The following is a 24,160-nucleotide window of genomic DNA, read 5'->3' as shown; positions in this document are numbered from 1 at the left end:
CCCTTTCTTTTGTATTTGATTTAGTTAATGTAAATAATACTGAATATTTAGATATTTTTATATTAATTAGTTAACATTATTTTCACTTAACTTATATCATTAATTAAACAAGAGTGACCTTCACCAATAAAATAGGAACTTCTTTTAGTAACTAAAGGATTTCATCTAGCTCCCTGGTAACATATACACTACCAATGTATCTGCAGCTGAAGATAATAAGTATGTAATCAGCGACCACAATGAAGGCTATAACCTTCAAAGATTCAAAAATTATTTACACTGTTTAATTTTATGAATTTAACCAGACTCTGAAGATTATTAAAAACTTTGTGCTAAATACGGACGTCAAGAATTACACTCTTAGTATAAGTAGATAGAACCCTTCCATTTGTCTTTTATAATTGCAGGGAACATGTGTATTCTAAAAAACTAAAAAACCACCTAATGCTCAGATGCAATGGGTGGTTCTTTATTATTTTGATTTTGCCTTTAGGTTAATTTAACCTAGGATTTTTTCCTAAAGGATAATTTATATTTCGTTAATTTCTTTTCAATTTTTTAGATAAAATTACGAAACTCAATTTTTTGCGTATTTAACATACACTTTTAATAACACTTCTCATCCTTCGTCACTCCACCAACGCCCCAGTATTTCCCCGGCACCGTCTGGACTATTACTCGCACTTGCTCTGGCTTTACGTCTAGCGTCCGAACAGCCGTTTCAGTTATCCCGGCAATCAATTCTTTTATCTTTTCATCACTTCGACCCTCAAGCACCTGTACTTGAATAATCGGCATGGCTACCACTCCTTATCGACAAAGTCCGGGTGGTGACAGGCACCGCCCGAGTTAGAATCCTAGCAATCGTGGGATGAACAAAGTTGTTTGTTCCCAGTAGGTGACGACGAAGAGCATGGCGATTCCAATCAGCAGCATTGGAGTAACAGCTTTAATTAAACGTTCGAATTTAACTTCGGCGATGGAGGATACGATGAACAGTCCTGTACCGACTGGCGGTGTCAACAGTCCGATTGTCAGGTTGATACAGATAATCACACCGAAATGGATTGGATCAATATTGAATCCTGTAACCAATGGCATCAACACTGGAACAAGGATAATCAGAGCTGCGATTCCATCTAGCAATGTCCCTATTAGTAACAAGAAGATGTTAACCAGCAACAGGAAAACAAATGGGTTATCGGAAATGGACAACATCGAATTGGCAATCAATTGTGGGATTTGCTCAAAAGCAATCAGCCAGCCAAACAAATTAGCCATCGCAATTAAGAAAGTAACTGTAGCGGTACCAATTACAGTGTTAACCAAAATCTTCGACAAGCTCTTCCACTTCAATTCTTTGTAAAAAAACATCCCGACAATGAATGCAATCACACTAGCTACTGCAGCGGATTCTGTTGCTGTAAAAGCCCCACTTAGAATCCCGACAGTAATGACAAATGGAACTAAAATAGCTGGCAATACCTTCAGGAAAGAGTCGAAAATGGCTCTTAAGCTGGCTCTCTCACTGCGTGGGAAATTATGTTTATACCCTAGATAAGCGATTAATGAGACAAATCCGACACCAAAAATCGTTCCTGGAATAATCCCGGCCATGAACAAGCCGCCAATCGAAGTTCCAGACAAAGTTCCGTAAATGATGAAAATCATGCTCGGTGGAATGATTGGCGCAACGATAGAGCTCGCGAGTGTCAAAGCCGATGAAAATTCCCGGCTATAACCCTCCTTTTCCATTTCGGGTACCATCACCTTGCTCATCATGGCAGCCTGGGCATTCGCCGATCCGAGAATTGAGGCAAGGAACATATTGGCAATGACCGTTACATAGGCAAGTCCCCCGCGGACATGTCCGACAAGCATTCTTGCAAATACAACAAGCCTGTTGGTTATCCCGCCACTATTCATCAACTCACCTGTAAGCATGAACAACGGAATCGCTAACAACCCGAAGTTCTCCATTCCCGAATACAGCCGCTGTGGAGTGGATTCGAGCAGCATTGTATTGCCAGTAACCAAAAAGTAAACGATCGTTGTCATTCCAAGCACAAGCGAGATGGGAATCCCCATTAACAAAAATACAACGAATGCTAAAATAACCAGAGCCATCATTCTTCTTCACTCTCCTTTGCAGCAGCATGGAGATTCGTAACCATTTCACTGTCAATATGCTGATTTTGGATAATATCAAACATGTTACTAATTAAATGAATCGTTGCGAACAGCAATCCAATAGGCAAAATCGCATATGGAATCCACATCGGAAGCAAAATCGCACTCGACCTTTGGATTGCCACAGATGATGAGGTAATCCAGGTAAAACAATAGAATAATAGAATCGCCATGAATAATAGCATAAAGACATGAGCAACTACTGCCACCCATTTATTCATCTTTTCTGGTAGATAATCTGTAATCAGCGTTACAGATGCCTGTGTCTTATATTTCAAGCCGAGGCTGCCGCCGATGAACGTTATGTATATTAATAAGAAAATCGATACCTCTCCCGCCCAGAATAAAGGGTTATTGAATACATATCGAAAAACAACGGCAGCCGCGACAATCACAGCCATTGCGAACATGAGGATAATAGCCAGTTTCTTTTCGAAACTGGCTACCATATTGCTAACGTATTTCACGCATTTCCCTCCAATAGGTTATTTGCGGAATGTGTCAATGAATTCCTGGATCAGCGGATCTGTTGGTCCATATTTTTCATCGAATTGTTTGATATATGGTTCAAACAACTTCTGGTCGATTTCATAGATCTTCATCCCAGTATCGCTTAATGTCTTTTTGAATTCTTCTTCCTGGGATGCGCGTGTGTTAGCTGAATAATCAGCTGCAGCCTTGATAGCGTCGTCGATGATTTTCTTATCAGCATCAGATAACTTCTCGTATTTATCTTTGTTCATAATCGCTACTGATGGCCATACCATGTGATTCGTTACCGCACCGTACTTGGCAACTTCGTGATACTTATTCGTAATCGTGGCATCCAGGTCCATATCCATTCCATCGATTACCCCAGTTTGAACCGCGGCGTATACTTCCGGCAATGGCAATGATTCAGGAGAAGCCCCCAGTGATTTATAAAAGTCCTGAAGCGGCGGGCTTGGCGTTACACGGAATGCTAATCCCTTCATATCCTCAGGCTTCTTTACTTCCTTATCCTTGAACAGCATGACACGATTCCCAGCGAATAGGTAATCAAGCCCTTTAAGTCCCTGATCGTCAAGAGTAGCCAAAATCTTTTTCGCAATTTCAGTATCGCGTGCTGCATTCGTCTCTTTTAAGTCTTCAAAAGCATATGGAGCAAACCAGGCAGTGAACGCTGGAGCGCGTGAACTCATATATGCAGCAGTAATCAAACCGAAATCTACTGAACCAGAAGAGATTTGCTGAACCATATCTGCTTCACTACCAAGTTGGCTCGCAGGGTAAATTTCCAGTGTCATCCTGCCGTCAGAGTTCTTTTCCAATTCTTCCTTGAATTTTTCAGCGGCTTTATGCCACATATGATCCGTTGGGGTTATGTGCGCAAGCTTGAATGAGTACTTCTCACCAGATCCTGCCGCAGGCTTTGCATCGGTATCATTGCCACATGCAGCGGCTGTCAACACGAGCATAAAAATTAATAGTGTCAGACTAAATTTTTTCAAACCAATCATTTCTCGCACCCCTTTTATATTTTGTAAACGCTACCAAAAAAACTTTCCCAAGCTGTCTCTAACTGTGATTATAATCACTTTTTACTAGTAAAAGTGTAAAGTGCTTAACATATAACGTAAATTTTATCTTTATATTTCGAATATTCAAAACTCAAAAAGAAGGCACTTAGTCAAATAAACTAAGTGCTTGATTTGCATGTAAAAGAAACGCTGCCCAATTCGGCGAATTGTACTAGAACATTGTCATTTGGTTCAAAGGCAATCGCCTCTGATACGGCCCCGCTCAGGATTACATCTCCCTTTCTAATCCCTTTTCCAACCTCACCAAGCTTGTTGACAGCCCAGGCAACTGATGTTGCTGGATGGCCGAGGACGGCTGCACTCGATCCAGTTTGGACTACCTGTCCGTTTTTCGACATCACCATACCAAGCTGGCCTAAATCCAGATCCCGTGGTGACATCCACTTACTTCCAATCAGGAACTTTGAAGATGAACAGTTATCCGCAATGACATCAGCCAGAGTGAATTTGAAGTTTAAATAACGGCTGTCGATAATCTCGATTGCCGGTGCCACGAATTTCGTCACTTCCAAAACATCTTCCGCGGTTACATTGGTCCCTTCCAAATCCTTATCGATGAAAAAAGCAATTTCCGGCTCTGCTTTTGGATGGATGAACTCTGTAAAATCAAGATGTTCCCACTCTAGTGCAAGCATATCATCCGTCAGGTAACCATAAATCGCTTCATGGACACCCATCATTTGCTGCTTCGCTTTACTCGTCAATCCAAGCTTCAGGCCAATTTTACGAGCCCCGTCCTGCTCTCGTCTCTGAATCAATTTTTCCTGAATCGAATATGCATCAGAGAAGCTCAGCTCCGGATAACGATCGGTCACCTTCACGACTTCGCGGCGTTCTTTTTCAGCAGAATATAAGTATTCCACGATCTCGAGGTCGACACCCTTCGTAATCGTCATATTTTACACCTCCAGCTTCCGGGCTTTGGCCAGTTCAGCAGCGACATCCAGGATCATATCCTCCTGGCCACCAACTACCTTCCTCTTGCCCAACTCTATTAAAATATCTCTTGAATCGATTCCAAATCTCTGACCGGCTCTCTCAGCATGGAGCAAGAAACTCGAATAAACACCAGCATAGCCTAACACTAGACTACCTCTATTAATCTCCTGCGCTCTCGGAACCATCGGCCCAACCGTATTTTCAGCCAAATCCATCATTTTATAAATATCGATTCCAAGATTGACTCCCATCCGGTCCAATACTGATAAAAGTACCTCTGTTTGCGCATTACCAGCACCTGCGCCAAGACAGCGGATACTTCCATCTATCCTAGTTGCCCCTTCTTCAATCGCAGTCAGCGTATTTGCCACCGCTAATGAAAGATTGTTATGTGCATGGAATCCTACTTCAATAGATAACGAATCTCTTAAAGCAGCAATCTTCTCTTTTACTTCATGCGGTAAAAGGGCCCCGGCAGAATCGGTTACATAGACAGCCTGTGCCCCGTAACTCTCCATCAGCTTCGCCTGTTCTACCAATTTTTCAGTTGGTGCCATATGAGCCATCATCAGGAAGCCAAGCGTTTCCATCCCTAGCTCGCGCGCCATGCTGATATGCTGCGCTGAAACATCAGCCTCGGTCACATGAGTCGCAACCCGGACAAGACTTGCGCCTAATTCATGTGCCTGCTTCAGTTCATGGACCGTCCCGATTCCTGGTAAAAGCAACACCGCAACCTTTGAGTTTCGACACTCATCAACCGCAGCTTCAATCAATTTCATTTCATCAACGAGCGATTTACCATACTGCAGCGTCGAACCGCCCAGTCCGTCTCCATGACTTACTTCAATATAGTGCATACCCGCATCATCAAGCTCACGCGCCACGCGCCGGACCTGAGCTTCTGTATATTGATGCTGCATGACGTGGCTGCCGTCACGCAGACAAACTTCTGTAATTTTGATTGGCTTATCACTTTTGCGCTTCAAAAATCCCACCCAGCCTTTCGCTTAGACACTCTGTTTTTCAAGCATATGGATCGCGAAGTCTTCAGCAACCCGAGTCGCCGCCGCTGTCATGATATCAAGGTTCCCAGCATAAATCGGGAAGTAGTCACCCGCACCCTCGACTTCAACAAAAACAGTCACTCTGTTTCCATCAAACAACGGCTCCTGCTTCAGCCTGTACCCTGGTACATATTCCTTCACCGTTTCGACCATCTGCTCAATCGATTTTGTGATTGCAGCTTCATCCATGTTTTTCACTTCGCAATAAATCGTGTCCCGCATTAAAATCGGAGGCTCTGCCGGATTCAGGATGATCAGCGCCTTTCCTTTGTCGGCTCCACCTACTTCCTCAATTCCCCTCCGCGTCGTGATCGTGAATTCATCAATGTTCGCACGAGTTCCCGGACCGGCACTTTTCGAGGAGATTGTCGCAACGATTTCTGCGTAACTTACGTCAGCAACTGAATTGATCGCATGGACAATCGGAATCGTCGCCTGGCCGCCACAAGTTATCATGTTCACATTTTTTTCATTCAAATATGCATCTGTTTTAACTGCCGGAGAGACAAATGGTCCCCTTGCCGCCGGGGTCAGGTCGATGGCCAACTTACCCAATTCTGCAAGAACCTTCGCATGCCTGACATGTGTCTTTGCAGAGGTTGCATCGAACACGATATCGGCGATTTCAGGATTATCTTGCAATGACTGAATTCCATTATGGAATGCCAGGTATCCTTTTTCCTTTGCCCGCTTCAGCCCGTCGGATTCAGGATCGATTCCAATCATCGCTGTCAGCTCAATGATTTCGCTTCTTTCCAGCTTATACATAAGGTCGGTCCCAATATTGCCCGAACCGATGATTGCCGCCTTGATTTTCACCAACCTGTACACCTCCTACTCAAAAGTCACTGACACGGAGCCTACCGGACCAAACTGAGCGGAAACTCTATCGCCTTCCTGCACAGGGATTGCTGCCGAAAGCGCTCCTGGTAAAATAAGCTCGCCTGCCTTTAACGTAATTTCAAACTCATGAAGCTTGTTCGCCAGCCAGGCAATAGCATGTGCTGGATGGCCAAGGGCCGCCGCACCAGATCCAGTCGCTACCATTTCATTATTTTTGAAAAAAGTCATTCCAACACTCCGCAAATCGATACCGGTGATGTCTGTCATTTGGTCTCCTACTACTACCATCGCAGATGAACCGTTATCAGCCACGGTGTCGACGAGTCCGATCTTCCAATCCGCAATCCGACTGTCGATGATTTCCAAAGTTGGCACAACATATTTTGTTGCCATCAGCACATCAAGGAAAGTGACATTAGGTCCTTTGAGGTCCTCCGCAAGCACGAAACCAATTTCCGCTTCAATTTTTGGGCTGAGAAAGTTAGACATCTTCACTGTGCCGCCATTTGACACTTTCATATCATCAAGCAAATGGCCATAATCCGGCTCATCGACACCAAGCATCTTTTGCATCGCCACACTCGTGAGGCCCACCTTTTTTCCAATAACCGTCCGTCCTTGTTCCAGCTTTCTCTTTAAAACCTCAAGCTGGACATTGTAAGCATCCGGTACATTGAGATTTTCGAATTGTGCCGTCAGCGGAGCTACCGCCTGTTTACTTTTTTCCGCTTCTAGAAGCGTTTCAGCAATCTTCTCTATTGTTGTGTTCATGAAATCACCCTCCTTTTCTATTAAAAATGGTTTTTGAATAGTTGAGGCCCTTACTTATTCCGCGATAATACCAGTTGAGTTGGTTTTAATACCAGTTGATCTTAACTTAATACCAGTTGAAGCACTTTTAATACCAGTTAGCTTCGATATAATACCAGTTGGATCACTTTTAAATTCCAGTTTGATAGCCAATTCACCGGTTGGGGGCAAATAATCCCCGTTGAACGAGTATTAATCCCCTTTGGATCGGAGTTAATCCCCGTTGTGACTAAAATAATCCCCGTTGGGACTGAAATAATCCCCGTTGAACTTCTTTATCCTATTTTTGGCTGTTACATTTTTGCTTAATCAGCCTAATTAACATGTTGGAGCAAATATATCTCCAGTTGGGCAGCTTTTATCTCCAGTTGGAGTAAATTTATCTCCGATTGGACAGCTTTTATCTCCGGTTGGAGCAAAAATATCTCCGGTTGGACAATTTATATCCGGACAAATTACTCCGAAAATAATAACCAATATTTTTATAGCTTCATCGTAATCGTCTTGGCTTCGGTATAAAACTCGAAGCTGTGCCTGCCGCCTTCGCGTCCGATGCCGCTTGCTTTCGATCCGCCAAACGGTGTGCGGAGGTCGCGATAATACCAGCAATTGATCCACAACAAACCGGAGTTAACTTTTGCAGCGACACGATGTGCACGGCGAAGGTCATTCGTCCATACGACACCGGCAAGTCCATACATCGAATCGTTCGCAATCCTAACAGCGTCATCTTCTGTTTTAAACGGGATTACTACGAGCACTGGGCCGAAAATTTCTTCCTGAGCCACGCGCATCTTGTTATCCACATCGTATAAAACAGTAGGTTCATAGAAGTTGCCCTCTCCAAGACTGGCAATGCGCTTTCCACCTGTTGCGAGTTTTGCGCCTTCACCTAATCCTATCTGGACATATTCATCGACGGTTTCCAGATGCCCTTTTGAAACAAGTGCTCCCATATCAGTCTCTTGATCTAGCGGATTGCCGATCTTCAACGCGCGAGCAGCGGCGACGAACTTTTCCATGAATTTATCATATATGCTCTCTTGCACGAGCAACCGCGAACCCGCCAAACAAATCTCGCCCTGGTTTCGGAAAATCGCTTCGATTGATCCTGCGACTGCTTCATCGAGATCTGCATCCTCAAACACGATATTGGCAGATTTACCACCAAGCTCGAGGGAAACGGGAATCAGCTGTGAAGCTGCGTTTTGCATAACCGTGCGGCCTGTCGTACTGTCGCCGACAAAGGAAATCCTTCGCACTGAAGGGTTACGTGTCATCTCTGTTCCCGCCGTGCCGCCAGGACCCGTGATAATATTCAACACTCCTGGTGGCAATCCCGCTTCATTGGCAATCTCGCCAAGCATGACCGCGCTCAATGGAGTATAGGAAGCCGGCTTCACGACAACCGTATTGCCAGCTGCCATCGCTGCTGAAGCCTTCCAAGTCATCTGCATGAACGGCAGGTTCCACGGAATGATCAAGCTGGTCACTCCAGCTGGAGCATATTTGGAATAGGACATATATCGAGACTGGTCGTAATGTTCATGATTGATGTAGTTCGCCATTTCTGCAAAAAAGCGCAGGTTTGCTGCAGCACGAGGAATATCAAACCCGCGGCTTTCTTTGATTGGCTTCCCGACATCAAGCGTCTCGACCAGTGCTAATTCATCGACTCTTTCCATGACCAGTTCAGACATCCTGACCAGAATCTTTGTTCTTTCAGCAACTGGCATCTCACTCCAGATACCGCTTTCAAAAGTTTTCTGTGCGACATCAATTGCGTGCTTCGCATCCTCGACGCCAGCCTTCGCAACCGATGCCAGCTTCTTATTCGTCGATGGATCAATCGTGTCAAAGGTTTCCCCAGACACCGCATCGATATAATCACCGTTAATAAATAGTTTTGCATCTTTTATAGCCTGTGGTTGAGCAAGATTCATCCTATTCCGCCCTCCTCATCCTCAACTTCGACGACCATTTCGACTTCGACTGCATTATTCAAGGGCAGCTGCGCCATACCGACAGCAGACCTCCCATGCTTCCCGCGCTCACCGAACACCTGTACGAGCAAATCAGATGCACCATTCATGACTTTCGGCTGGTCGGTAAAATCAGGCGAACTATTCACGAAACCTAGTAGCTTTACCACCCGCTTCACCTTGCTTAGTTCACCTAACTCCTGCTTCAGCACCGTCAGTAAATTCAGCATGCACTGCCTTGCTGCATCGTAGCCAACCTCAATCGAAACATCTTCGCCAAGCCGGCCGCGGTATTCATTCGTTCCCTGTCCGGATGTGAAAATCAGGTTGCCGGTCCTTACACAGCTCACATAATTTCCTGCCGATTGACGGGGAGCTGGCAAGGTCAGGCCTAACTCTTTCAAACGCTCTTCTGGTGGAACCAAGGCCTTTTCCATAAAATCAACTCCCCACCTTAACAGGAATATTCAAGAACCTGAGCGCATTTTTACCGAGCATTGCTTCCGTCTGTTCCTTTGATAAGCCGACAGTATCGTCGATGACCTTTCCAGGAGGAACTTCCCTCAGCAAAAATGGATAATCAGATCCCATGATGATGCGCTCATGGCCAAAATTCTGAAGTAAATAGTTCAGGTTGACCGGCTCATTCACAAGCGAATCATAGTAAAATTGCTTCGCGTAATAACTTGGCGGCTTATCAAGCAAGCGCAGATGCGGCCACACCTTCCAGCCCTGATCAAGACGAGGCAGCAAGTACGGCAGTGCACCCCCGCCATGAGCCAAACAGATTTTCAACTTCGGGAACTTATCCATGATTCCGCCTAAGATCAAGCTTGCTCCAGCAAGAGCCGTTTCGCTTGGCATTCCAACGGTGTACATCAAGTTATGTCGCGGCATCCGTTCCTTTCCAAGTGTCTCCCATGGATGGATGAACAAAGGCACTTCCCACTTCTCAGCCATTTCGAAGAATTCGATAAACTGAGGATCATCGAGATTGACGCCATTCACATTCGTGCCAATCTCAATGCCGCTCAAGCCTAGCTCATGCTTGCAGCGGTCCATCTCGCGGATTGCAACCTCGACGTTTTGCAGCGGCACAGCACCTAGCCCAATGAATTTAGTGGGATACTGGCTAACGAGGTCAGCAATAAAGTCATTTTGGACCCTGGCTAAAATTTCCGCTTGCTCGGCCGGAGCCCAGTAAGAGAACGTGACAGGAATCGGAGAAAGAACCTGAATGTCGACTCCCTCTCGTTCCATATCCTTGATTCGCTTCTCGGCGTCCCATACCTGGTCGGTCACTTCGCGGAAAACCTTGCCGGCAATCATGATATTAGCGCCGCACGCACATGTACGCTCAAGCGTTGGCCACTTCTCACCGCCGAATCGCTGCGTCAATTCACTGAAATTCTCCGGAATAATATGCGTATGGAAGTCTACTCGCATTTCCATTCACTCGCTTCTGGCGGCATCATATGTCCACAGTTATCACACTTTCGCAGCTCCTCATTTCCATTAAAGCTGGCGATCGCTTCCTTCACCTGCTTTTCTATGTTTGTCAGCTGGATTGTCGCGCGGTGCATCTCATGGTCGCACTCATCGCAGAACCAGACGAAATCCTCGAGTTCACCTTGAGCACGGTTACGCTCGATTACTAGACCAATAGTGTCTGCTACACGGTGTGGAGAGTGCGGGACATTTGGCGGGAGGTGGAACATTTCCCCTTCCTTCACTTCAACGACTTCACGCTTTCCTTCAGCATTGATGACCTCAACATAGCAGCTTCCCTGGATTTGGTAGAAAATCTCCTCAGACGGATCAACATGGAAATCACGTCTTTTATTAGGGCCGCCCAACAGCATGACCATTAACTCTGCATCCTTCCAGATTACCTTGTTATTGACCGGAGGCTTCAGCTGGTCTCTGTTTTCCTCAATAAACTTCATAAGATTGATCGGAACAAATTGGCTTTTCATCTCTAATCGTCTCCCTTCAATTCTGGTAAAATGGTAAAACTCACTCCGTAACCTTCGCCGTGCTGCCCTTCAATGACTTTTGCATATGAACGACTTCGTCGGCCAAACCTGAAATTCTCTTTAGTAAATCTTCATCAACGATTTCATTTTCACGATTAAAATGATCATAATTGGCGTACACATAGCTTGGTGCTACAAACGCCCGGAAGTAACCAGCAATCGGCTTAAGCTGATTTTCAATCACGAGGAAATGCTGGTACGTCCCTCCATTGGCAACGAAACCCATCACTTTATTCCGGAATGCATCTGGGTGAATAAGGTCAAATAGATTTTTCAACACCCCTGGAATGGATCCCTGAAAAATAGGTGTCCCGATCACGTAAAAATCGGCAGATGAGACTTTTTCAATAACAGCTTTTGTATCTGCTGAATATTTCTCCGGCGGACGGCCGTCACAGAACTCCATATCGTAATCCATCATATCGAGCATTTCCACCTCGATGTCCGGGTACTTCTTTTTCACATCATCAAGCACTTTACGGACAACAATGCCTGTTTTCGCGCCGATGATTGTGCCTGATATTCCAAGCAACTTCATTCAATGTCCCTCCTATTCTCGTAAAATAGAACCCTACTTTCCTGCTGGCCAGCCGAGCAGCGTATTTGAAAGGTGAATCTCACCCTCAGAAATGAGCTGACGAATCCTGCTGGAAGAAATCACGCTTCCCTGAGAGCAGCGGACTGGATTCGTTACAGAAACCTTAAAATACTTTTCAAGGAGAGTAACATCTCCAAGCCGGTCCTTGCCAAAGCGGAAATCGCACCCTACCATGATTTCAGCCGGATTCAGTCCCGCCAGGCAGTCTATGAAGTCGTAAGCACTCCGTTCGGCATACACCTCATCAAATCTGGCAACAACAGCATGCCTGGCACCGAGCTTCTCAATTTTCGCCAGCTTCTCATCCACTGTGGTCAGCATCCTTGCTCCTTGAAAAAACACCCGCGGTGGAGGATCAAATGTAAACACCACACTCGGAACCTTCAGCTTCCTGCCTCGCTGTACTGCCTGCCGGATTACCGTTTGGTGCCCTCGATGGACTCCGTCAAACGCTCCAATCGCGACGATAGATTGAGGCAGTTCCAATGAAGAATAAATATGTGTTTTCATCTGTCCTTCTCCTCCTGCAGACTATTTTGTAAGCGCTTCCTTATTGTCCAACTGTGCGCCCTTTAACGCCTCGTCGACCATCGTAAGTGGTGTTTGGCGTTTATAGTTGTTATAGAAAATTCCGCGTTTTCGGATTGGATCCCCTGTGTAGTAGCGCTCATACTGCAATAGACGCTGTCCGAATGCCTCGCCGCACAGGTCCCATGCAAGCTTGAAAATGCTGACGCGTTCCAAAGAAGAAATTCCTTCCCGGCCAACATAGTAATTATCAATTGCGCCTCTTAGTTCATCACTTTCAAAATCTGCTCCTGTTGGAGACATCAGCAATCCGCCTGCCCCAACAATCTGGATGACCTCAATGGCCCGCGGATACATTTTCGGCAGCAACCCGCGAATGGTCTCCAGTGGTACATAAGCTGGCATCGCTTCACCATGCTCAGTCATTGTGTGCTCATATTCCGCAACTTTTAACAATGCGCGGATTGATTCAAGTGATTGTGCGAGTTCGCCCAGCTGGTCCTGGACGTTCAAGTATCCATCGACACCAATTGTATCGGCAACCTTCATCGCCACCTGTGTCGCAAACTCCAATTTCACAAGACCCCTAACACCTGATTGATGTGCCGGCTGCTGTCCCGCGCCTGTCATTGGATAAAGCCTGTTGGCAGCCTCGACGTTGTTATATAGGAATACGCGGTCCCAAGGAACGACGACATCATCAAACACAAGCAAAGCATCCATTTCTTCGAATCTTGAAGCAAGCGGGTGATCAAAGAATGAACGCTGTCCATCCTGCATTGGCTCTCGGCAAATGATTCGCAGCCCTGGAGTGTCAATTGGAATCGCAAATGCCAGTGCGTACTTTTCATCACCAGGCGCGAAACCTGGGAAAGAATAGATGATCACCTCATCTGTAACAGGAGCCAGCGTTGCCAGCATCTTCGCTCCCCTGACAACCAAGCCATCCGGAGTTTCCTTCACGGCACCAAGATGTGTGTACGTATCCTTTTGCTCATGTGAAGTCTTGCTGCGGTCATTTTGCGGGTTGATGATCGCGTGAGTTAAGAAGATATCATTGTCACGCATGTATTTATAATAGTTGCGGACATTCTCTGCCCAATTTTTATTGTATTTTTCAAAGAACCAGGAATTATAGTACATGGATGTCACAACGACGTTCAAGAAATCTGGAGTCCTGCCCATGAGGCCAAATGTTGCCTTCGCAAACGCCTCGAAAACATTGCGGCGCTTGACTAGATCTTCATAACTTTTCGGTACAAGGAATGCATTATTCACTCTCTCGCCGGTTTCCTCACAAACGTGAGTGATTTTCTCCTGGAATTCAGGATCATGCTGCATGTCATAAAGCTTTGCAATTTCAAGGATCGGCTGCTTGAACACCGGCTCCTCGAATAAATTGTCGACCTTCTTCCCAGAAAGCCACACCTCAGGCTTACGTGCTTTAACCGCTTCGATATATTGAGCTCCAGTCCTAATTCCCATATTCACCCTCCTGAAAAAAATTAATTGAAAATTCATAATGAATTGTAATACTAATTTTTGAACGTAACTGTAGCCTATTTAACGTTTTTTATAAAATAGTTTTCTTAAAAGTCTAAATTATCTAATAAATTGTAGAATTTTTCTAAGGTTTCCCCTATGATTATGTTAGATATCAGCTTCACTCATAGGGAGGTTTTGGTATGGTTACGGTTTATGAAGAAGTCTTTCATTGGGAGAATTATTTGAAATACGGCACTCGACAGTTTTTCCGTAAAAAGGAGTGCATTTATAAGCAAGGAGAATTTGGAGAAGGTTTTTATTACCTGCACAAAGGACTTGTACGAATCGTCACAGAATCAGCCGCTGGAAAAGAGAACATGCTGAACATTGTCATCCCTAACCAGCTATTGGGTGTCCAGTCACTCGATCAGAAAATACATTTCACAACCGCAATCGCAGTAAAGGACTCCGTCGTTTATCATTTCTCAGCAGACGAATTCCGACAACTGATGATCACCCACCCAGAACTCTTTAAACTTTTTTCAAAAAGCGTCATCCATAAAATGAAAATCCTTTTAGATCGCATTAATTTGAATGCGCTTACATCAGAGCAAAAGCTTGCCGTTTTACTCCACAACATCTGTGATGAATTCAAAAATTACGAGATTCCAATTTCCCAGCAAGACCTTGCCTGCTGCACGGGACTCACAAGAATCACCGTCTACAAAGTGCTCAAACAATGGCAGGAAGCAGGGATCATTGAGATTGATAAAAGAAAATACTTCATAAAAAAACCAGATTTCCTCAGAAACCTGGTTGGTTAATCCACATGCGGATTGCTGGCAATCGCCCTTATATTATCAAAATCGATGATAATAATTTCACGCTTTTGAAGCTCTATGTATCCCTTCTGCTTCCACTTTTGAATAATCTTGTTCACAGTGATTCGGGACGTGCCAATGTACTTAGAAAATGCCGTCTGGTTCATCGAGGCATTCCCGTTCTCCTGAACAAGCTTGAGCAGATAAAACGCCATTTGCTGCTCTACAGGACTGTCCAGATGGGCAATGATTTCTGCTAACGTCCTGAATTTATAAATCAATGAATCTGTATAAATCCCCGCCGCTTCCGGATGTTTCTTGCAAATTGTCGCAATGACATCATCGGAAAAGTAGTAAACCAGCGAGGGACAAGTCGTCGTTCCGCTCGTCAAATAAGGCTCCCCATTTACCCCATGTTCACCAAAAAGCATCCCAGGCGGTACCATGTTGATGATCCGCTCATCCCCCTTGTCCGAAAGAAGCGTAACCTTGATTTCACCCTTATTCAAATAAAAGATTCCCCTGCCAGCCTCTCCCTGATGATAAACAACCTTGTTCTTCTCAAACTCAAACAGCTGCCCATACGACAAATACGGCTCCCATTGATAACGAAGAAAATGCATACCATCACCTTCCTCTATTTTATACTGGTGACTATTCTAATAATTATGATAATTATATCACTTTGAAGTATCATAGTGAGAAAAAATAGAGAATCAGTTCACTATGGAAGATAATATGGAAGGTTCTTGGAATTATATATTTTATTTTAGTTCATAAAACTTTAACATTATATTCCAATAGATTTGCCACTAAATAGTAAAATGTGAACAAGGAGGGTTTTTTTATGTTTGTCTCATCTATTATGGGGATGATTTCTTTTTTCGTAGTTTTAGCTGTGCCTGTTTCATTAATGATTTTGTTAATCTGGATTTATCGCATGTATAAAAATTCGGAGATTCAAGTGGAGCAGAACAAAAGAATAATCGAGTTGCTGGAACGGTTTCATGGAGATTCATCTAAAGGTAAATAAGATAAGTAACAACTAGCCAAGCTTGCTGATAGATGGTAAGCTTGGCAGCAAAAAGAAGGATAGATTACGATTCCAAAGTCCTTTTCATAATCTCAAGTTCTCTCTCATTTCTCACTGCCTTTTCCCAGATGAAGTCCTGGTCTTTTTCCAGTCTTTTAATTTGATTCAACACTTCCTGGTGCCTTAATTCATTCTTTGTTTCCATTTTGTCTATTCTTAACTCAATAGATTCACACTTTTTTCCATGTTCCTTTTGAACATTTTGAATTTCCTTCATGTCCTTTTGCACATCACTCATACTGTTTTGCAGATTCCCAACCATGGTAATCAGTTGCGACATCATTCCTTCTAATCGATCAAGTCTTTCTTCTGACATTTTTCTCACCTCCCTTTTTCATATTATAAAATAAATCTGTCGATTAAGGTAGAAAAATAAGCCGCCTTCCTCTTGAAATAAACCATTCTGTTTTAGGGTGCATATCATTTAAATAACAATAAAAATGGCGTGTAAACTGACATCAGTTTTGACACGCCATTTTTCTAATTTAATGTATTTTCTGATCCAAAATATAATGGTTCTTATTCAACAAAGCACCCGTTTATTCCACACCATAAAAGAACGGTCCCTGGTGAAGGGATCATCATGGGCTGATAAATAAGCGGAGAAACTTCCCTTATTTAGAAAATGGCACGGAAAACAGCTTAAATAGACGGAAGATTTCCGCCTATTTACTTGAAAAACATAAAAAATTGGCAATCCTGCTTGCTTAACCGGAAAACCTCCGCTTATTTACCCCTTACCGAGCTATACTCTACAGTTTAACCGGATATTCTCCGCTTATTTCTAGGATTGTTTGTTACTCAATTAAGTTTAAGTCTGCCCTTGTTTTAAAAAAAATCAATCTTCCGCTAACTGCTCCCTTCGTTGAAGAAAAAAATAAAGTAAGTTAATCGTTATACTGGCTATACTTGAATGCAATGTTCGTAGAATGAAACCCTTAAATTGACTTTCGAACTGGCCATAAAATTGACAGTGTAAATGACCGTCATTATTCCTTGTACAACAAACATTGTCAATGGCATTTACTATCATTTTTCCAGGTATTGATTTGTAATGAAATGGCTTATAAATGCTGGCACAATAGGAAAAATGGCGTGGACAATTTCCACGCCATTTACTGTGCCATTTTCGCCATAGGCACCTCAAAACGGAACGGTTTACTCTTGGAAAGCGGTTTTATTTTTTCTATTTAATTAAGTGCAATAACATCTTCCCCCTGGCATAAAAGAAAGATCCCACCTGGATTACAACGTAAATTCCCGCAATCTGCAGGAAATGCATTAAGATATCAGGGTTTTGCATAATTCCTCCGACATCTGTTGACAGGATTGCCAAGTACAAAAAGGCCAGGGTCGTTCCTAAAATGGTTGGAACGAAAAATATCGTCCCTAATTCTCTTGATACATTCTGCTTAATTTCCTTTGATGACATTCCAATTTTATTTAGTTTACGATATTTGAATTTCTCAGTTTCGACTTCGGAAAAGAGGTTAAGATACAGCAAAACAAATGTGCCGAAAAAGAACATGATGCTTAAGAATGTTGTGACATAGAACATCATTCCATTAGTTGTTTTATTTTGATGATAGTCGCCAATTTTTGAGGCAACCCGAAAGAGCTCGGATTCTGCTGTTTGATCCATATCAGGGTAATTCATTGGTGGGGTTGACTGATTGTTTAGCTTCAATGTACCTTCTAATGCAGCAACAGCACTTTCACTTTCTTTCCAGACATCCACTTTTATTAAATGCAGATTCAGTTCGTACCCCTCCGCTTCATTCCGCAGATAATCAAATTCGTTCTGATTTACAACAATGAATTCGTATGCATTTGGCAGCAAATTGATCTTTCTTTCAATCACTTGATTCTTCAATGTATAAGTTACAGCTTCATTATTTATAGTTAACTTAATAGATTTAGCGATATCCGTATGAGCATATTCTGGTTCAGAGTTCAAATAAAATAGATACTCATTTTCCCCAAGCTTCACCTGATTCGTAGTCAACCTGTTGAAATCATCCAGTGACATGAAGTCATAACTTTGATATCCATCTACATATTCAAGTCTTTCATAATAATTCAATATCGGGATTTCAAGATGCTCCTTCTTACCCAATAACTTGTCTAGCTCGGCATCAGAAATCGTATTCTTCGTTTCTGATTGATAAAAAGCGACATCATATGGATTATGATTAACAGCATCCTGTTCAGAAGCTTTGTAAAAGGTCAATAATAACGTGCTATAGAAGATGGTGATCATAATCATTACTGTCACAAGCATGATGATGGACGTTAACTGCTTGAATTTATAATCAAGACTGCTCAGGAAAAGCAATCTGCGATAATAAAACCCGGGAAACTTTTTAACGAGTTTAATCAGGAAACTAGCAGACTGATTAATTGAAATATACAGGCCTAATAACATCGCCAATGTCCACAGCGGCAAGTACGCGCCATTTGAGCTTTCATATGTAAAATAAAGAATCAACAGTGAGCCGGCCATCAGCAACAGCCCGAAGCCGCCAATCAATGGACTTCTCATTTTGATTGTGTCTGCATACCTGTTGCTCTTCATGCTAGTAACCAAGCTGCTTCTCATTGTCTGGAACAGAGATTTCCCTACAGCAAGAATGAACACGACCAAGAATGCACCGATTGTATAAAAAAACATCTTACCGTTAAAATGGAACGGAACTTCCTCCAATTCGATGAAATTCATCAACAGCATGAAAAACAATCTTGAAAAGATGGCTCCTGCCAGCAGTCCCGATAGAATCGACAATATGGCAATCGCCGCATTTTCCAGGATCAGCAACTTGCTTAAATCTCTTTTGGCCATACCCAATGTCATGAAAAGCCCAAACTCACTTTTTCTCTTTTTCATGAAAACATTGTGGGCATAACTGATAAAGAAAATCGTGAAAATAATCAACGCAGCTCCTGGAATCGATAATGCGTCCTGAAGACTTTCCAACTTCTTTCCTTGTTCGACCCTCCTGTTAAAATAAACCGTCGAGAACATAAAGAAAAACATCACCGCAAAACTGTTGCAAAGATAATAAAAGATATACTTCTTGTAATTAACCTTCGCCATCTTCCAAACCACTTGATTAAATGTCATAGGTTCTTCCTCCTAAGACGGCCAGATTATCCATGATCTGATTCAGGAACTCCTTCCTGCTCCCTTTTTTCACGATACTCGAATATATCCTTCCATCCTTGATAAAAACGACCTTATGACAATAGCTGGCAGCAAAAACGTCATGCGTCACAAGCAGGATCGTTGTCGAGAGCTCATCAACGATTTTTTCAAAGCATTCCATGATGACGGCCGAGGATTTAGAATCCAGATTTCCGGTTGGTTCATCCGCAAAAATCATCGCTGGGTCATTTACGAGCGCACGGCTAACGGCGGTTCGCTGCTGCTGTCCACCCGATATATTATAAGGGTACTTGTCTAGGATTGACTCGATTTCAAACAAATTCGCAAGGCTATGAACCTTCTTATCCATGTCAGCTGATGATTTCTTTTCCAGCACCATTGGAAGAATGATATTTTCTTTGACTGTCAAGCTATCTAAAAGATTGAATTCCTGAAATACAAAGCCGAGCTGTTTGCGACGGAAGAGTGCAAGCTGATCGCCAGTCATCTCACTTATTTCCTGCCCAGAGATACTGACCTCTCCAGAAGTCGGTTGATCAATACCACTCAGCACATTGAGCAGTGTCGTCTTTCCGCTACCCGACGGGCCCATAATCGCCACAAACTCACCTTTATTAATTGACAGGCTAACTCCGTCAAGAGCCTTCGTAGCACCATCCCCACTTGATCCACCATATACTTTTACGATATTTTGAGCATCCAAAATGACCATTTTAGTTCCCCCCCTTTAAAAAATTGTTTTTGTTTTTGTATAGGACGTTCGGACATTTCTGTCGCTCTACGCCTCTGTTTTGTCCGAAGTAGCCCCGGGTTCGCTCATTTCAGCAGCACTTCCTCTGATTTTGTCCGAAGTAGCCTCGGGTTCGGACATTTCCATGGCTCTTTACTCTGGATATGTACAAATTAGTTCCAGGTTCTAACATTTCCTCGGTAATTCACAATTGTTTTGTTCGAAGTAGCTTCATGTTCGTAAGGGAGTCCACCTTATCGATGGCTCTTATCGGATTTAAAATCGCGTCCGCTTCTAACTCCATATTAAGCCGCCAATCAAAAAGCAACCATCGATAACGCTAAAAAATACCTTACAGTTTTGTAAGGTATCTTGAATTACTCCCCGTAGTTTGGTCCTGCCAACCAACGAAGTATAACCGTTGTTCCATCTCCGTGCTCAGATTGGATGGTAATTTTAACCCCAAGCTTGTCGGCGATTTTCTTGCTGAGGTAAAGCCCTATACCTGTAGAATTGCGGTGCTTCCTGCCATTTTCCCCGGTGAAAAACGGCTGAAATACCCGCTCGAGATCGTACGGCGGAATACCAACACCCTCGTCAATAATAGATAGATGAATGTGATTATCCACCCTCTCAACCATAAAAACTAGCTTCTTGCTCCCTTCCTTCAAGCCGGAGTATTTAATCCCATTGGAGATAATTTGGTCAATCAGAATCTCATTCCACTTTGGATCGGTAATGATTATAGCATTTTCTTCACTAGATTCTATGACAGGATAGAGCGATCGATAGATCCACTCCTTTTTTCGAGCATTGATCAACTTCCGTAACGAAACAATCAGGTCAACAGTCTGCACCTCAAAGTCATTTTCAAACTGATCCATCCTGATCATTGTCAACCCTTGCTCGATGGAGGTGTGGAGTCGTTTATTTTCCTGCTGGATTTTTTCTAAAGTCTCTGTTTTTTCTTTATTGGTCAAAATCAGCTCAATCACTGAAACGGGCGTTTTCAAGTGATGCATCCAATGTGACAGCATGCTGATTCTCTCTTTGCTTTGTTCCTTTAACTCATTGTTTTCCTTCGTGTATTCACTCACTGCTTTATCTAACAGTTGCTGAAATGCCTTCTGCTCTTCGGTAGTGGCTGCCAATTCAACATTCTGACCCTTCTTGAGCATTTCGATAGCGCGGTTCGTTGGATAAAAGCGAAACCAATCGATAAACAGATAGACAGTTAAGAAAAATAACCCAATCAACATTGGGTAAAAATATTCCTTGTTCGCAGGTTCACTAAGATGAAAAAACAACACTACACAAATGATATTGAGTAAATAAAACATAATAAGAAGTAAGCGGTCTTTTAAAAAACGAAGGGAAAGACTATTAAGCATCTTTATTCTCCGCAGGAATGTCTAGCATATATCCTACTCCTCGTTTGCTTTTGATGACTTGGCTCAATCCCAGCTTGGCAAGAGTTTGCTTGATCCTCGTCATATTCACGGTCAGGGTATTATCATCCACGAAAGTGACTGCATCCCACACTTCTTCAATCAACTCTTCTCTCGAAACAAAAGTGCCCTTGTTCTTCATCAGCTTCTTCATCAATTTATACTCATTCTTCGAAAGCTCTGCCCTCGAACCCTCATATTCCAGCATCAGTGTCTTCTTATCAAGACAAAGCGACCCTGCGCAGTTTTGATTCTCTTCTTTTGCGGAATATTCTCCATAAACTCTTCTCAACGTCGCCTTGATTTTCGTGTGCAGCATATCGAAGGTGAACGGCTTCGTAATAAAATCATCCGCACCCAGTTCAATCGCCATAATCTGTTCCATCTCCTGACTTCGCGCAGAAATCATCAGAATTGGCACTTTAGACTTCTGGCGAAAACTACGGCACAAATAATACCCATCATAATAAGGCAGGTTTATATCAAGCAAAACCAGATCGGGATTAATTTTGACAAATTCTTCGTCTATTTTTGAAAAATGGACCGGCAGCTCTACCTCATATCCATATCGCTCCAAGTTCTCTTTGACCAGCTCGCAAAGCTGAGTATCATCTTCAATCAGCATAATTTTATACATTAGTAAATCTCCCCTAAAACTCTCTGACTCTAGTATAAATTTTACCAAAGATAAAAACATCTTTATTTGTAAAAAATAACCGCCTCCCTTTTAAGGAAAGCGGTTATTTGCCCGAATCAATAGTGTTATAAAGTTTAAAGCCTTACTCTTCTTTTTTTCACCCATTCATCATCATCATTCTTTTCATACTCATTTTTAACAGCACTCCATGCCACCTTAAAGGCTGTTTCTTCTTCATCATATTGCTCAGAAGCTGAATTGAAAGCCTCCTTGAAGATTTCCTGGGCATGATGCGGCAGGTTATCCTTTACAGCATCCGGCAGGTCTTTTAAAGAATTATAGGGCATTTTGCATACCTCCTAAGGATAGAATTTTCTTCTACTTTTCCCGTACTGCTGAAAATAAAACAATAGGCTTTATGCTGGCGAAGGGGAAGGAAAGAATGCAGTTGGTTTTCTTTTTAGGAAAAGCGGGAACATTTTAAAAATGAGAGAAAAATAGAGGAAGTGTTCAATTTATGAATTCACAATCGACTACAGAAGTCAGAAATAAATTGAAAGAAGCTAAACCGTGGATGCGTAGGTTTGCCAGGTTTGGTTATATCACAAAAGGCCTGGTGTTTGTAATGGTTGGAGTGCTTGCTGCTTTAGCGGCATTCGGACCCACAGGCGAGACGACTGGAACATCTGGTGCTCTTCAATCCATCTCCGAAATACCTTTTGGTCAAATTGCCTTATGGATCATCGGGATTGGTTTAATCGGATACATTTTATGGGATTTTATTAAAGCGATAAAGGATCCTGAAAATGAAGGAACTGATGCCAAAGGTCTAATTAAAAGAACTGGTTATTTCATAAGCGGACTTATTTATACGAATTTAGCATTTGGTGCAATAAAATTAGCCAGCAACACCGGATCTGCTGGCAGTGGGAATTCGGAGAAGACGATTTCTGCAAAGTTAATGGAACAGCCATTTGGCGTTTGGTTGGTTGGCTTGGTTGGAGCAGTTATTATTGGATACGGAGTGTACGAACTATATAGTGGTGCCAAAGAGAAATTCATGTCCAAATTCAAAACATATGAAATGAATGGTAAAGAACGGAAAATCGCACGGTTGTCAGGTAAGATTGGCCTGATTTCACGGGGAATTGTCCTTAGTATGGTCGGATTCTTCTTCATTCGTACTGCATACACAAATAACCCCAACGAATCCAAAGGCCTGGGCGGCGCATTAACAGAATTGGCAAACCAGCCATTCGGACAATTTTTACTAGCTATTGTGGCAGTGGGTTTGATATTATATGGCATCTACCAAATTATCAAAGGCCGCTATCAACATATGAATTTTGGATATGATGGGAAATAACCATATAAATGTGAAAAGCTACTCCGAATATTATTATCGTGGTAGCTTTTCTTATGCTCAATTCACAATTGTTCTTGCATTTCTAACAATCCTTCATTAGCTTAATTTTGTGAGTGGCCTAAGATTTCAAATATCTTCTTGGTGGTAATGATCGAAGCAGGAAAAAGAATCACAATGGAAAAGCCGATTTGTAAAATGAATATCAGGAGCCCATATGGTACAAACATCATTTCAATAAATCTGAAGAAATAATCAAATATGAATACATAACCTACAAAAAACATCATTGTTAATAGTAAATATATAAATTTCTTTTCCAAAACTGACCTCCTCTTTATAAAAGAGTACTTAATAGCAAAAATGCTGCCTTTAATGGGCAGCACGCATTATACTCAATCACCGTATTTCTCATACCATTGTTTATTCCATTCTGCATAGTCCCCATTTATTACTTCTTCAGCAGTTTTGCCATCTATTGAATAAGGTGAGCCTGCGATCCCATTCCCAACCGGGAAAGATATACCCCCAATTATTTCCCCATTAAACATGAAAACACTTACTGATACATTATAGGAAAAACTTTTCTGCGGGCCATATATTTTACTTAGAGGATGATGCTTTACAATGAATCTCTCTTGCGTGATTTCCTTTCCTATATAGGCATCAGGCTCAACTGATTGTACAGCCCAAATCGAACTGTGTGGCATTTCAACTAATTGCTGTCTCTCAAAGCTATAGGAATATTTACCCTCGTATGACTTAATCGAGTACCCTTGATCTTTCAAATATTCTTTCGCTAATTGAGCATTTTCATCTAATTCAGGTCCACAGGCTGCGAGTGCTA

Annotated in this window: 27 protein-coding genes; 3 read left to right on the top strand and 24 right to left on the bottom strand. The window is 42.7% G+C overall.

Annotated features, from left to right (window positions below; translation table 11 throughout):
- Nucleotides 1-606 precede the first annotated feature (606 nt).
- The 15 genes from CD004_RS10365 to CD004_RS10295 form a co-directional block, all read right to left on the bottom strand.
- Entirely contained in the window at nt 607-798 is a 192-nt protein-coding gene (locus CD004_RS10365) for a 4-oxalocrotonate tautomerase (RefSeq protein WP_102262688.1), read from the bottom strand.
- A gap of 51 nt (nt 799-849) precedes the next feature.
- On the bottom strand, nt 850-2,130 hold the full coding sequence (locus CD004_RS10360; RefSeq protein WP_102262687.1) for a TRAP transporter large permease: 1,281 nt from the start codon (nt 2,128-2,130) through the stop codon (nt 850-852).
- Entirely contained in the window at nt 2,127-2,657 is a 531-nt protein-coding gene (locus CD004_RS10355; protein ID WP_102262686.1) for a TRAP transporter small permease, read from the bottom strand. Before CD004_RS10355 ends, CD004_RS10360 begins: the two co-directional genes overlap by 4 nt.
- An 18-nt stretch (nt 2,658-2,675) precedes the next feature.
- Nucleotides 2,676-3,689, bottom strand: coding sequence for a TRAP transporter substrate-binding protein (locus tag CD004_RS10350; RefSeq protein ID WP_102262685.1), 1,014 nt, complete (start codon nt 3,687-3,689; stop codon nt 2,676-2,678).
- A 179-nt stretch (nt 3,690-3,868) separates the two neighbouring features.
- Nucleotides 3,869-4,666, bottom strand: coding sequence for a 2-keto-4-pentenoate hydratase (locus tag CD004_RS10345; RefSeq protein WP_102262684.1), 798 nt, complete (start codon nt 4,664-4,666; stop codon nt 3,869-3,871).
- A 3-nt stretch (nt 4,667-4,669) separates the two neighbouring features.
- The gene (dmpG, locus tag CD004_RS10340; RefSeq protein WP_102262683.1) at nt 4,670-5,698 is read right to left on the bottom strand and encodes a 4-hydroxy-2-oxovalerate aldolase; all 1,029 of its coding nucleotides are present in this window, start codon (nt 5,696-5,698) and stop codon (nt 4,670-4,672) included.
- Nucleotides 5,699-5,719: 21 nt separating this feature from the next.
- Nucleotides 5,720-6,598 (bottom strand): acetaldehyde dehydrogenase (acetylating), encoded by an 879-nt coding sequence (locus CD004_RS10335; protein ID WP_102262682.1) that lies wholly within the window; start codon nt 6,596-6,598, stop codon nt 5,720-5,722.
- Between the two features lie 12 nt (nt 6,599-6,610).
- A complete protein-coding gene (locus CD004_RS10330; protein WP_102262681.1) occupies nt 6,611-7,390 on the bottom strand; it encodes a 2-keto-4-pentenoate hydratase in 780 nt (259 codons plus the stop codon).
- A 521-nt stretch (nt 7,391-7,911) separates the two neighbouring features.
- Nucleotides 7,912-9,372, bottom strand: coding sequence for an aldehyde dehydrogenase (locus CD004_RS10325; protein ID WP_102262680.1), 1,461 nt, complete (start codon nt 9,370-9,372; stop codon nt 7,912-7,914).
- Nucleotides 9,369-9,848 (bottom strand): RidA family protein, encoded by a 480-nt coding sequence (locus CD004_RS10320; RefSeq protein ID WP_102262679.1) that lies wholly within the window; start codon nt 9,846-9,848, stop codon nt 9,369-9,371. Before CD004_RS10320 ends, CD004_RS10325 begins: the two co-directional genes overlap by 4 nt.
- Nucleotides 9,849-9,852: 4 nt before the next feature.
- Complete coding sequence (locus tag CD004_RS10315; protein WP_102265064.1) at nt 9,853-10,857, bottom strand: amidohydrolase family protein; 1,005 nt, start codon at nt 10,855-10,857, stop codon at nt 9,853-9,855.
- Nucleotides 10,848-11,387 carry a 3-hydroxyanthranilate 3,4-dioxygenase gene (locus CD004_RS10310; protein WP_102262678.1) on the bottom strand — a complete coding sequence of 180 codons (540 nt, stop codon included), beginning with the start codon at nt 11,385-11,387 and terminating at the stop codon, nt 10,848-10,850. Before CD004_RS10310 ends, CD004_RS10315 begins: the two co-directional genes overlap by 10 nt.
- 40 nt (nt 11,388-11,427) lie before the next feature.
- Nucleotides 11,428-11,985 carry an NADPH-dependent FMN reductase gene (locus CD004_RS10305; RefSeq protein WP_102262677.1) on the bottom strand — a complete coding sequence of 186 codons (558 nt, stop codon included), beginning with the start codon at nt 11,983-11,985 and terminating at the stop codon, nt 11,428-11,430.
- 33 nt (nt 11,986-12,018) lie between these two features.
- Nucleotides 12,019-12,555, bottom strand: a complete 537-nt coding sequence (locus tag CD004_RS10300; protein WP_102262676.1) for an FAD synthetase — start codon at nt 12,553-12,555, stop codon at nt 12,019-12,021.
- A 21-nt stretch (nt 12,556-12,576) separates the two neighbouring features.
- Nucleotides 12,577-14,058: a 4-hydroxyphenylacetate 3-hydroxylase family protein gene (locus CD004_RS10295; protein WP_102262675.1), complete on the bottom strand. Its 1,482-nt coding sequence runs from the start codon at nt 14,056-14,058 to the stop codon at nt 12,577-12,579.
- Between the two features lie 200 nt (nt 14,059-14,258).
- Here CD004_RS10295 and CD004_RS10290 point away from each other — a divergent pair, with 200 nt between their 5' ends.
- Nucleotides 14,259-14,882, top strand: coding sequence for a Crp/Fnr family transcriptional regulator (locus CD004_RS10290; protein ID WP_102262674.1), 624 nt, complete (start codon nt 14,259-14,261; stop codon nt 14,880-14,882).
- Here the strand turns inward: CD004_RS10290 and CD004_RS10285 are convergent.
- Nucleotides 14,879-15,502 carry a Crp/Fnr family transcriptional regulator gene (locus CD004_RS10285; RefSeq protein ID WP_102262673.1) on the bottom strand — a complete coding sequence of 208 codons (624 nt, stop codon included), beginning with the start codon at nt 15,500-15,502 and terminating at the stop codon, nt 14,879-14,881. The genes CD004_RS10290 and CD004_RS10285 overlap by 4 nt on opposite strands.
- Nucleotides 15,503-15,726: 224 nt before the next feature.
- Here CD004_RS10285 and CD004_RS10280 point away from each other — a divergent pair, with 224 nt between their 5' ends.
- Entirely contained in the window at nt 15,727-15,912 is a 186-nt protein-coding gene (locus CD004_RS10280) for a hypothetical protein (RefSeq protein ID WP_102262672.1), read from the top strand.
- Between the two features lie 64 nt (nt 15,913-15,976).
- Here the strand turns inward: CD004_RS10280 and CD004_RS10275 are convergent, their stop codons facing one another.
- The 6 genes from CD004_RS10275 to CD004_RS10250 all read right to left on the bottom strand — a co-directional run bounded on the left by CD004_RS10275 (nt 15,977) and on the right by CD004_RS10250 (nt 22,297).
- On the bottom strand, nt 15,977-16,288 hold the full coding sequence (locus CD004_RS10275) for a hypothetical protein (protein WP_102262671.1): 312 nt from the start codon (nt 16,286-16,288) through the stop codon (nt 15,977-15,979).
- 870 nt (nt 16,289-17,158) lie between these two features.
- Nucleotides 17,159-19,093, bottom strand: a complete 1,935-nt coding sequence (locus CD004_RS10270; protein ID WP_102262670.1) for an FtsX-like permease family protein — start codon at nt 19,091-19,093, stop codon at nt 17,159-17,161.
- Nucleotides 19,083-19,847: an ABC transporter ATP-binding protein gene (locus CD004_RS10265; RefSeq protein ID WP_102262669.1), complete on the bottom strand. Its 765-nt coding sequence runs from the start codon at nt 19,845-19,847 to the stop codon at nt 19,083-19,085. Before CD004_RS10265 ends, CD004_RS10270 begins: the two co-directional genes overlap by 11 nt.
- A gap of 395 nt (nt 19,848-20,242) precedes the next feature.
- On the bottom strand, nt 20,243-21,124 hold the full coding sequence (locus CD004_RS10260) for a sensor histidine kinase (RefSeq protein WP_233434988.1): 882 nt from the start codon (nt 21,122-21,124) through the stop codon (nt 20,243-20,245).
- A 124-nt stretch (nt 21,125-21,248) separates the two neighbouring features.
- Entirely contained in the window at nt 21,249-21,950 is a 702-nt protein-coding gene (locus CD004_RS10255) for a response regulator transcription factor (protein ID WP_102262667.1), read from the bottom strand.
- 134 nt (nt 21,951-22,084) lie between these two features.
- A complete protein-coding gene (locus tag CD004_RS10250; protein ID WP_102262666.1) occupies nt 22,085-22,297 on the bottom strand; it encodes a ChaB family protein in 213 nt (70 codons plus the stop codon).
- Nucleotides 22,298-22,467: 170 nt separating this feature from the next.
- Between CD004_RS10250 and CD004_RS10245 the strand changes: the two genes are divergently transcribed.
- Nucleotides 22,468-23,316, top strand: a complete 849-nt coding sequence (locus tag CD004_RS10245; RefSeq protein ID WP_102262665.1) for a DUF1206 domain-containing protein — start codon at nt 22,468-22,470, stop codon at nt 23,314-23,316.
- Nucleotides 23,317-23,417: 101 nt separating this feature from the next.
- On the opposite strand, the gene CD004_RS10240 is transcribed toward CD004_RS10245, so the two are convergent.
- Both CD004_RS10240 and CD004_RS10235 read right to left on the bottom strand, forming a co-directional pair.
- Complete coding sequence (locus CD004_RS10240; RefSeq protein WP_102262664.1) at nt 23,418-23,636, bottom strand: hypothetical protein; 219 nt, start codon at nt 23,634-23,636, stop codon at nt 23,418-23,420.
- A 72-nt stretch (nt 23,637-23,708) separates the two neighbouring features.
- Nucleotides 23,709-24,101 carry a hypothetical protein gene (locus CD004_RS10235; protein WP_102262663.1) on the bottom strand — a complete coding sequence of 131 codons (393 nt, stop codon included), beginning with the start codon at nt 24,099-24,101 and terminating at the stop codon, nt 23,709-23,711.
- Between the last annotated feature and the right edge of the window lie 59 nt (nt 24,102-24,160).

The organism is Mesobacillus jeotgali (genome assembly GCF_002874535.1).
Classification (GTDB): Bacteria; Bacillota; Bacilli; order Bacillales; family Cytobacillaceae; genus Mesobacillus; species Mesobacillus jeotgali.
Note: the sequence above shows the minus strand (reverse complement) of the source record. Positions and strands in the feature narration are given on the sequence as shown.